This window comes from Pseudomonas sp. UBA6276, assembly GCF_002438365.1.
In the GTDB taxonomy this organism is placed as follows: Bacteria; Pseudomonadota; Gammaproteobacteria; order Pseudomonadales; family Pseudomonadaceae; genus Aquipseudomonas; species Aquipseudomonas coleopterorum.
In genome coordinates this window covers 24,185-33,668 of record NZ_DJUS01000047.1, presented here as the reverse complement: position 1 = coordinate 33,668, position 9,484 = coordinate 24,185, and the positions used below count along the sequence as shown (strand labels likewise).

The 9,484-nt window shown below is 63.1% G+C and carries 7 protein-coding genes; 4 read left to right on the top strand and 3 right to left on the bottom strand.

Features of this window, described 5'->3' with window-relative positions; all coding sequences use genetic code 11:
- Positions 1–388 precede the first annotated feature (388 nt).
- The 3 genes from clpB to rluD all read right to left on the bottom strand — a co-directional run bounded on the left by clpB (position 389) and on the right by rluD (position 4,862).
- Entirely contained in the window at positions 389–2,953 is a 2,565-nt protein-coding gene (gene clpB, locus B2V21_RS05340; protein ID WP_286916240.1) for an ATP-dependent chaperone ClpB, read from the bottom strand.
- A gap of 212 nt (positions 2,954–3,165) precedes the next feature.
- Complete coding sequence (gene pgeF, locus B2V21_RS05335) at positions 3,166–3,903, bottom strand: peptidoglycan editing factor PgeF (RefSeq protein ID WP_286916239.1); 738 nt, start codon at positions 3,901–3,903, stop codon at positions 3,166–3,168.
- The gene (gene rluD / locus B2V21_RS05330) at positions 3,900–4,862 is read right to left on the bottom strand and encodes a 23S rRNA pseudouridine(1911/1915/1917) synthase RluD (RefSeq protein WP_286916238.1); all 963 of its coding nucleotides are present in this window, start codon (positions 4,860–4,862) and stop codon (positions 3,900–3,902) included. Before rluD ends, pgeF begins: the two co-directional genes overlap by 4 nt.
- A gap of 150 nt (positions 4,863–5,012) precedes the next feature.
- Between rluD and B2V21_RS05325 the strand changes: the two genes are divergently transcribed.
- From B2V21_RS05325 to B2V21_RS05310, 4 genes are all read left to right on the top strand, one after another.
- Positions 5,013–6,035, top strand: a complete 1,023-nt coding sequence (locus B2V21_RS05325; RefSeq protein WP_049860968.1) for an outer membrane protein assembly factor BamD — start codon at positions 5,013–5,015, stop codon at positions 6,033–6,035.
- A gap of 272 nt (positions 6,036–6,307) precedes the next feature.
- The gene (locus tag B2V21_RS05320; RefSeq protein ID WP_049860967.1) at positions 6,308–6,541 is read left to right on the top strand and encodes a PP0621 family protein; all 234 of its coding nucleotides are present in this window, start codon (positions 6,308–6,310) and stop codon (positions 6,539–6,541) included.
- Positions 6,531–8,126, top strand: coding sequence for a sensor histidine kinase (locus B2V21_RS05315; protein ID WP_056844094.1), 1,596 nt, complete (start codon positions 6,531–6,533; stop codon positions 8,124–8,126). Before B2V21_RS05320 ends, B2V21_RS05315 begins: the two co-directional genes overlap by 11 nt.
- 2 nt (positions 8,127–8,128) lie before the next feature.
- A complete protein-coding gene (locus B2V21_RS05310; protein WP_286916237.1) occupies positions 8,129–9,475 on the top strand; it encodes a sigma-54-dependent transcriptional regulator in 1,347 nt (448 codons plus the stop codon).
- Positions 9,476–9,484 lie beyond the last annotated feature (9 nt).

Below are 9,484 nucleotides of genomic sequence, written 5' to 3'. Positions count from 1 at the left end.
TTGCTCTACCGACTGAGCTATCACGGAACTATCAATTTCAGAACATCTACATCTACATCTGCTACAGCTTCAAGCCTGTATCACTACCGCCTTGAACTCTTCGACCTGTTCGCATCGCTGCGTTCATGTCTCTGAGGCGCGCTATTCTACAATCTTCAAAACCCCTGTCAACCCTTTAAATTGCTTTCAAGACACTGATTTGCAACTTTTTTTCAGAACCGGGTGAAGCGTTTGGTTCTGCGGGATGACCGACAGCGGGGCGCACTTTACAAGCCTTGAAACGAAAATGCAACGGGAAATCAATGAGGTGAGTCAGTGAGGGCCTCTTCGCGGGCAGAGCCCGCTCCCACAATAAGCTCGCGAAGAAGCCATTACTGCCCCAGATCACCTAGGCAAACACAATCTCATCATCCATTACCGACGCCTGCACCGAGGTCCCCGGCAGGAATTTGCCCGAGAGGATCAGCTGCGCCAGCGGGTTCTCGATCCAGCGCTGGATCGCGCGCTTCAGCGGCCGCGCGCCGTACACCGGGTCGTAGCCCACCGCGATCAGTTTATCCAGCGCCTCGTCGCTCAGCTCCAGACTCAGGTCGCGCTCGGCCAGACGGCTGCGCAAGCGGGCCAATTGGATCTGCGTGATCCCGGCAATCTGATCGCGCGCCAGCGGTTCGAAGATCACCACCTCGTCGATCCGGTTGACGAACTCCGGACGGAAATGGCTGGTCACCGCATCCATGACCGCTGCGCGTTGCGCCTCGCGGTCGCCGACCAGCTCCTGGATACGCGCCGACCCCAGGTTCGAAGTCATCACGATCACGGTGTTGCGGAAGTCGACGGTGCGGCCGTGACTGTCGGTCAAACGTCCATCCTCGAGCACTTGCAGGAGAACGTTGAACACGTCCGGGTGCGCCTTCTCCACTTCGTCCAAGAGCAACACCGAGTACGGCTTGCGACGGACCGCTTCAGTCAGATAGCCGCCTTCTTCATACCCCACGTACCCGGGTGGTGCGCCGATCAGGCGGGCCACCGAATGCTTCTCCATGAACTCCGACATGTCGATGCGCACCATCGCCTCCTCGGTGTCGAAGAGGAACTCGGCCAGCGCCTTACACAGCTCGGTCTTGCCCACGCCGGTGGGGCCGAGGAACATGAACGAGCCGCTCGGACGGTTCGGGTCGGACAGGCCGGCTCGCGAACGGCGTACCGCGTTCGACACGGCCACTACGGCCTCTTCCTGGCCGATCACGCGCTGATGCAACAGGCTTTCCATCTTCAGCAGCTTGTCGCGCTCGCCTTCGAGCATTTTCGACACCGGAATCCCGGTCCATTTGGACACCACTTCGGCGATTTCTTCCTCGGTGACCTTGCTGCGCAGCAACTGGTTGTCGCTTTTGCCATGTTGGTCGACCATCTGCAGGCTGCGCTCCAGATCGGGGATCACCCCGTACTGCAATTCGGCCATGCGGCTCAGGTCGCCACGCCGACGCGCGGTTTCCAACTCCTGACGGGACTGCTCGATCTTCTGCTGAATCTGCGCGGAGCCCTGCACTTCGGCTTTTTCCGACGTCCAGATCTCTTCCAGGTCGGCGTATTCGCGTTCCAGCCGGGCAATTTCTTCCGTCAGTTTTTCCAGACGCTTGATCGCAGCTTCGTCGTCTTCCTTCTTCAGGGCCTGGGACTCGACCTTGAGCTGGATCAGGCGACGCTCCAGGCGGTCCAGGACCTCGGGCTTGGAGTCGATTTCCATGCGGATGCGGCTGGCCGCTTCGTCGATCAGGTCGATGGCCTTATCCGGCAGCTGGCGATCGGTGATGTAGCGATGGCTCAGCTTGGCGGCCGCGATGATCGCGCCATCGGTAATTGCCACCTTGTGGTGAACCTCGTAGCGCTCCTTGAGGCCACGCAGGATGGCGATGGTGTCTTCCTCGCTCGGCTCATCGACCAGCACCTTCTGGAAGCGCCGCTCCAGCGCTGCGTCTTTCTCGATGTACTGGCGGTACTCGTTGAGCGTGGTGGCGCCTACGCAGTGCAGTTCGCCTCGGGCCAGCGCCGGCTTGAGCATGTTGCCAGCGTCCATGGAGCCCTCGCCTTTGCCGGCGCCGACCATGGTGTGCAGTTCGTCGATGAACAGAATGATCTGCCCTTCCTGCTTGGACAGTTCGTTGAGCAGCGACTTCAGGCGCTCCTCGAATTCACCGCGGAACTTGGCGCCGGCAATCAGCGCGCCCATGTCCAGGCTGAGCAGGCGTTTGCCACGCAAGCCATCGGGCACTTCGCCATTGATGATGCGCTGGGCCAGGCCCTCGGCGATGGCGGTCTTGCCCACGCCGGGTTCGCCGATCAGCACCGGGTTGTTCTTGGTGCGACGCTGCAGCACCTGGATGGTCCGACGGATCTCGTCGTCACGGCCGATCACCGGATCGAGCTTGCCCTCCTCGGCGCGCTTGGTCAGGTCGACGGTGTATTTTTCCAACGCCTTGCGCGACTCCTCGGCGTTGGGGTCGTTGACCGCCTCGCCGCCACGCAGGTTGCTGATGGCGTTTTCAAGAGCTTTCTTGCTGACGCCCTGCCCCAACAGCAGCTTGCCGAGCTTGCTGTTGTCGTCCATGGCGGCCAGCAAGACCAGCTCGCTGGAGATGAATTGATCACCCTTCTGCTGCGCCAGCCGGTCGGCCTGATTGAGCAGGCGTGCCAGATCCTGGGACATGTTGACGTCGCCAGTTGGGTTCTGGATTTTCGGCAATTGGTCGAGCTCTTTGCTCAACGCCTTGCGCAGGCTGTTGACGTCGAAACCGACCTGCATCAGCAGCGGACGAATCGAACCGCCCTGCTGGTCGAGTTGCGCCTGCATCAGGTGCGCGGGCTCGATGGCAGGATGGTCCATGCCAACGGCCAAGGATTGTGCGTCGGATAACGCGAGTTGAAGCTTGCTGGTCAAACGGTCTATACGCATGAGTCACCTTCCTGAAAGGGGCAGGCCGGAGCGATGGACACACCTGATGAAGAAAACCTGCCGGGGATGACAGTTAGATGGGGGGTAATGGGGAAGATTCAAGGATGCGGGATTGTAGGTCTGGGTGGGTTGTGTCAGTGCTGGCCCCTTCGCCGCCTATCGCACAAGCCCGCTCCCACACTGGGCTCGCTGAGGGGCCATTGGCTGCGAAGCTAGGGTTCCAGCCACACCAGTGAAGCGAAGCGTCCGGTGACCTGCGCGCGGCGATAGGAAAAGAAGCGCTCGTCTTCCACGGTGCACAATCCCCCGCCATACACCGCTGTCACTCCAACCGCCGCCAGGCGAATCCGCGCCAAGGCATAGATGTCGGCCAAAAACTTGCCAGGCGCAGCACCCGGCGCGAATGCATCGACCGCTTGGGGATGGATCGACATGAAGGCCTCACGTACCTCGGCCCCCACTTCGAAGCGCCGTGGACCGATGGCCGGACCGAGCCAGGCCATGACCTGCTCGGGCGGCTCGCGAAACGTCTGCACTGTCGCTTCGAGAACGCCGGCCGCCAGCCCGCGCCAACCGGCATGAGCGGCGGCGACCTGGGTCCCGGCGCGATTGCAGAACAGCGCAGGCAAGCAGTCGGCGGTCATCGATGTGCAGGCGATCCCCGGCGTAGCGGTCCAGCTCCCGTCGGCTTCCAGCACGCGGCTAGGGTCGGCTTCGACCACCCGCACCCCGTGTACCTGGTTCAGCCAGGCGGGCAGGATGCCGAAGTGAGCGGTCAGACGCAGGCGGTTCTGCACCACGCAATGAGGATCGTCGCCCACGTGTGCGCCCAGGTTCAGGCTGTCATACGGCGCCGGGCTGACGCCGCCTTCGCGGGTGGTCACGCAGGCCCTGACCGAAGCCGGGGCTGGCCAGTCGGGAAGCAACAGGCCCTGCGCGAAAGTGGTCACCCGATGAAGGCCTCGCGATCCTGCTTGAGCAGCGACAGCAGCCAGACGAAGTCGTCGGGCAATGGCGATTCCCAGCCCATGCGCTCACCGGTCGTCGGATGGTCGAGCTCCAGGAAACGGGCGTGCAGGGCCTGGCGCGGAAAGGTTTTCAGTGCATCGACCATCGTCGCGCTGGCCGCGGGCGGAATGCGGAAGCGGCCGCCGTAGGCCTGGTCGCCCACCAGGGGGAAGTTGATGTGCGACATGTGTACGCGAATCTGGTGGGTCCGGCCGGTTTCCAGCTTGACCCGCACGTGGGTGTGGGAGCGGAAGCGTTCGAGCACGCGGTAATGACTGACCGCCTGCTTGCCGCCTTCCATCACGGCCATGCGCTGGCGCTGCTGACCGTGCCGCCCGATCGGCGCGTTGATCTTGCCACCGGCGGTGACCACGCCGATGACGATGCATTCATAGATGCGGCTCACCGAACGGCTCTGCAGCTGGGACACCAACTGGGTCTGCGCCTGAATGGTCTTGGCCACCACCATCAGACCGGTGGTGTCCTTGTCCAGACGGTGGACGATGCCGGCACGCGGGACGTTGATGATGTCCGGCACATGGTGCAGCAGGGCATTGAGCAGGGTGCCGTCGGCGTGACCCGTGGCCGGGTGGACCACCAGGCCCGCCGGCTTGTTGATGACAAGGATCTGGTCGTCTTCGTAGACGATGTCCAGGTCGATGTCCTGAGCCACCCATTCACCCTGGGCTTCCTGCTCGGCATTGAGCTCGAGCAGGGCACCGCCATGCACGGTATCGCGCGGACGCAGAACGTCCCCGTCCACGGTCAGGCGGCCCTCTTTTATCCAGGCGGAAAGGCGCGAGCGCGAGTGCTCTGCGAATAGTTGGGCGGCGACTTGGTCGAGGCGTTGTCCGCCCAAATCGGACGGTACCTCTGCGCGAAGTTGTATGATCTCGGACATGCTCGGACTAGGCGGCGGCACAGCCTTTGGTTTCGGCTGCACGCTTGTGGTTAAATACGGCGTCTTTTGCCCCGGGGGTTCCACGGGGTGCTCATCATAACAGGACGGCCACGCCCGAGACAGCGGCCGTTTATAGGGACGCTAGCCGCCATGCAAGTGAAACACCTGCTGCTGATCGCCATCCTCGGACTCACCGCGGCCTGTTCTTCGACCAAAGAAGTGGTCGATGAAAACCTCAGCGAAGTCGAGCTGTACCAGCAGGCGCAGGCCGACCTGGACAACAACAGCTACACCAGTGCCACGGCCAAGCTCAAGGCACTGGAGTCGCGTTATCCGTTCGGCCGCTATGCCGACCAGGCACAGCTCGAGCTGATCTACGCCAACTACAAGAACTCCGAGCCCGAGGCGGCGAAGTCGGCTGCCGAGCGTTTCATCCGCCTGCATCCGCAGCACCCGAACGTCGACTACGCCTATTACCTCAAGGGCCTGACCTCGTTCGACCAGGACCGTGGCCTGGTGGCGCGTTTCCTGCCGCTGGACATGACCAAGCGTGACCCTGGCGCTGCCCGTGACTCCTACAACGAGTTCGCCCAGCTCACCAGCCGCTACCCCAACAGCCGCTACGCGCCCGATGCCAAGCAGCGCATGATCTACCTGCGCAACCTGCTGGCCTCCTACGAAATCCACGTGGCCGACTACTACCTGACCCGTCAGGCCTACGTCGCAGCCGCTAACCGTGGCCGCTACGTGGTGGAAAACTTCCAGGAAACGCCGTCCGTCGGCGACGGCCTGGCGGTGATGACCGAAGCCTACATGCGTCTGCACCTGGACGATCTGGCGGCCACCACCCTGGAAACGTTGAAGGCCAACTATCCGGACCACCCGAGCCTGGAAGACGGCAAGTTCGTGCCTCAGCAGGACGAAGCGGACAACCGCTCGTGGATCTCCAAGGCCACCCTGGGCTGGATCGGTTCCAACACCGACCCGCTGCCACCGGGCGAAACCCGCGCCAACCAAGATGTGCAACGCCAGTACCAGGAAGCGCGCGACGCCATTCCGAAGGAACTGCTGCCCCCTGAGGACGGCGGCACCGCCGACCAGCAGCAGCCGAACGCCGAAGAAGGCAAGAGCCGCTCGTGGTTCAGCTACGCTACCTTTGGTCTGTTCGACTGAAGCGCGGTCGTACTGAAAAAAGGGGCTCCGGCCCCTTTTTTATTGGAATAACCGCCTGTGGGAGCGGGTCTCTGCCCGCGAAGGGCTAACAGCGGTCTGCCTGATACACCGCAGGGCCCCGTTCGCGGGCAGAGACCCGCTCCCACCGGTGTTTTTCCCAGCCAATGACTGCTCACACCAGGGCTTGCCAAGGCCTACCCTCGCCCGCCGCTTGCTCCGCGTCGGGCTCGCTCCTACACTGCGCCATCTTCCCTGGCAAAGCTGACCTTCCCATGATTCGCCTGATTTTCTGGATCGCCATCGTCTTCGCCGCCATCTGGCTGTGGCGCAGGTTCAAGACTCCCGCCCGCGCGCCTCGCGAAGAGCACAAGCCGGCCTCGCTGACCATGGTTCGCTGCGCCCAGTGCGGCGTGCACCTGCCAGAGGACAGCGCGTTGCGTCGTGACAGCCACTGGTATTGCAGCCAGCCTCATTTGGAGCAAGGGCCCGGCAACGGTGCCCGCTGAAGCGCAGTTTCTCGGCGGCGCCCAGGCGCAGCGGATGCTGCGCCTGTACCACCTCTACCGCTTGACCATTGGCCTGTCCCTGGTCCTGCTGATTTCCAGCAACATGGACAACCGCCTGCTGGAAGTCGCCGATGGCGAACTGTTCCGCGCCGGCAGCTGGCTCTACCTCATTCTCAACATCCTGGTCGTGGTGCTGATGGGCAACCCGCGTCGGGTGCTGCCGGTATTCAGCCTGGCCACCGCCGACGTGATCATGCTCGCCGGCCTGTTCTACGCGGGTGGCGGCACGCCCAGCGGCATCGGCAACCTGATGATCGCCTCCGTGGCCATGGGCAACCTGTTGCTGCGCGGTCGCCTCGGCCTGTTGATCGCCGCACTCGCCACCATCGGCATCATCTACCTGACGTTCTACCTGAGCATCTCCCGACCGGCCGCCGCCAACGACTACCTGCAGGCGAGTACCCTGGGTGTGCTGTGCTTCGCTGTGTGGTTCGTGGTTCAGGGGCTGAGCCGACTGCTGAGCACCAGCGAGAACCTGGCCGAACAGCGCGCCAGTGATGTCACCAGCCTGGAGGCCTTGAATTCGCTGATCCTGCAGCGCATGCGCACGGGCATTCTGGTGCTGGACACCGAACTGCGCGTGCAACTGGCCAACCAGGGCGCCCTGGCCCTGTTCGGGCGCATGACGCTCAATGGCGAACTGATCGCCGATCACTCCCCCGACTTGATCGAGCGTCTGTTGCAGTGGCAGACCAACCCAGCCTTGCGGGTCAAAAGCTTGAAGCTGTCGCCTACCGGTCCGTCGATCCAGGCCAGCTTCATTGCCCTGCGCCGCGGTGGCGAGCAGCAGCAGACGCTGGTGTTCCTCGAAGACCTGTCGCAGATCGCGCAGCAGGCGCAACAGCTCAAGCTGGCTGCCCTGGGTCGCCTTACCGCCAGCATCGCCCACGAGATCCGTAATCCGCTGGGGGCCATCAGCCATGCAGGCCAGTTGCTGCAGGAGTCCGAAGACCTGCCGGCCGCCGATCGGCGCCTGACCCAGATCATTCAGGATCACTGCAAGCGCATGAACCTGATCATCGAAAACGTCTTGCAGCTGTCGCGTCGCCGCCCCAGCGCGCCGCACCCACTGGACCTCAAGGCCTGGCTGGAAAACTTCGTCAGCGAATTTCGCACTACCGCTCGTCCCGGCCAGCAATTGCACCTGTATGTCAGCGACGGCACCCTGGAAACCCGCATGGATGCCAACCAGTTGACCCAGGTGCTGAACAACCTGGTGGAAAACGGCCTGCGCTACAGCGCCCAACAACAGGGCCGCGCGCAGGTCTGGCTGAATCTGTTCGTGGAGCCGACCAACGGTTTGCCGATCCTCGAGGTGCTGGACGACGGCCCGGGCTTTGCCGCCGATCAGTTGCAGCACATGTTCGAGCCTTTCTTCACCACCGAAAGCAACGGCACCGGGCTGGGCCTGTATATTTCCCGCGAGCTGTGCGAAAGCAATCAGGCCCACCTAGACTACAGGGCACGTGAAAAAGGCGGGAGTTGCATGCGTATCACCTTCGCCCACCCGCGCAAACAGGGATGACTATGAGCGCCAGGCAAAAAATTCTGATCGTGGACGACGAGCCGGACATTCGTGAACTGCTGGAGATCACCCTTGGCCGCATGAAGCTGGAAACCCGCAGTGCGCGCGATGTCGCCGAAGCCCGCGAATGGCTGGGTCGCGAATCGTTCGACCTGTGCCTGACCGACATGCGCCTGCCCGACGGTACCGGTCTTGAGCTGGTGCAATTCATCCAGCAGCGCTACTCCCACCTGCCGGTGGCCATGATCACCGCGTTCGGCAGCCTGGATACGGCGATCAACGCACTCAAGGCCGGCGCCTTCGATTTCCTCACCAAACCGGTCGATCTACCGCGCCTGCGCGAGTTGGTCGGTGCCGCGCTGCGCATGCCAGCGCCCGCTGCTGCCGGCAAGGAACCGAGCATCGACCAACGCCTGCTCGGCGAGTCGCCTCCCATGCTCGGCCTGCGCAAGCAGATCGGCCGTCTGGCGCGCAGCCAGGCGCCGGTCTACATCAGTGGCGAGTCAGGCAGCGGCAAGGAACTGGTCGCCCGGCTGATTCACGAGCAAGGCCCGCGCGCCGATCGACCGTTCATTCCAGTGAACTGCGGGGCCATCCCGGCCGAACTGATGGAGAGCGAGTTCTTCGGCCATCGCAAGGGCAGTTTCACCGGCGCCACCGAAGACAAGCCGGGGCTGTTTCAGGCCGCCCACGGCGGCACGCTGTTTCTCGACGAGGTGGCCGACCTGCCACTGACCATGCAGGTGAAGTTGCTGCGCGCCATTCAGGAGAAGGCCGTGCGCGCAGTGGGCGGGCAGACCGAAAACGTGGTCGATGTGCGTATTCTCAGCGCGACCCATAAAGACCTGGCAGCCGAAGTGGCGGCCCAGCGTTTTCGTCAGGATCTGTACTATCGCCTCAACGTGATCGAGCTTCGCGTGCCTTGTCTGCGCGAGCGCCGTGAAGACATTCCGCTGCTGGCCAGCAGCGTGTTGGCGCGCCTGGCGCAAGGCAGCGGCCTGCCTGCCGCACAGTTGACGCCCGCCGCCCTGGAAACCCTCAAGGGCTACCGCTTTCCCGGCAATGTGCGGGAGCTGGAGAACATGCTGGAGCGGGCCTACACCCTGTGTGAGGACGACCGCATCGAAGCGAGCGACCTGCGCCTGAGTGAAACGGCGTCCAGCGTGGAGACCGGGGAGCCCAGCCTGGCCCAGATCGACAACCTGGAAGATTACCTGGAAAGCGTGGAGCGCAAGCTCATCCTGCAAGCCCTGGAAGAAACCCGCTGGAACCGCACGGCGGCGGCGCAGCGCCTGAACATGTCGTTCCGTTCGATGCGCTATCGCCTGAAGAAGCTCGGGCTGGATTGATTCCCTGCC

Coding starts and splice junctions, on each gene's coding strand:
- clpB (WP_286916240.1), bottom strand. CDS start 2,953: ATGCGTATAGACCGTTTGACCAGCAAGCTTCAACTCGCGTTATCCGAC.
- rluD (WP_286916238.1), bottom strand. CDS start 4,862: ATGTCCGAGATCATACAACTTCGCGCAGAGGTACCGTCCGATTTGGGC.
- B2V21_RS05325 (WP_049860968.1), top strand. CDS start 5,013: ATGCAAGTGAAACACCTGCTGCTGATCGCCATCCTCGGACTCACCGCG.
- B2V21_RS05320 (WP_049860967.1), top strand. CDS start 6,308: ATGATTCGCCTGATTTTCTGGATCGCCATCGTCTTCGCCGCCATCTGG.
- B2V21_RS05310 (WP_286916237.1), top strand. CDS start 8,129: ATGAGCGCCAGGCAAAAAATTCTGATCGTGGACGACGAGCCGGACATT.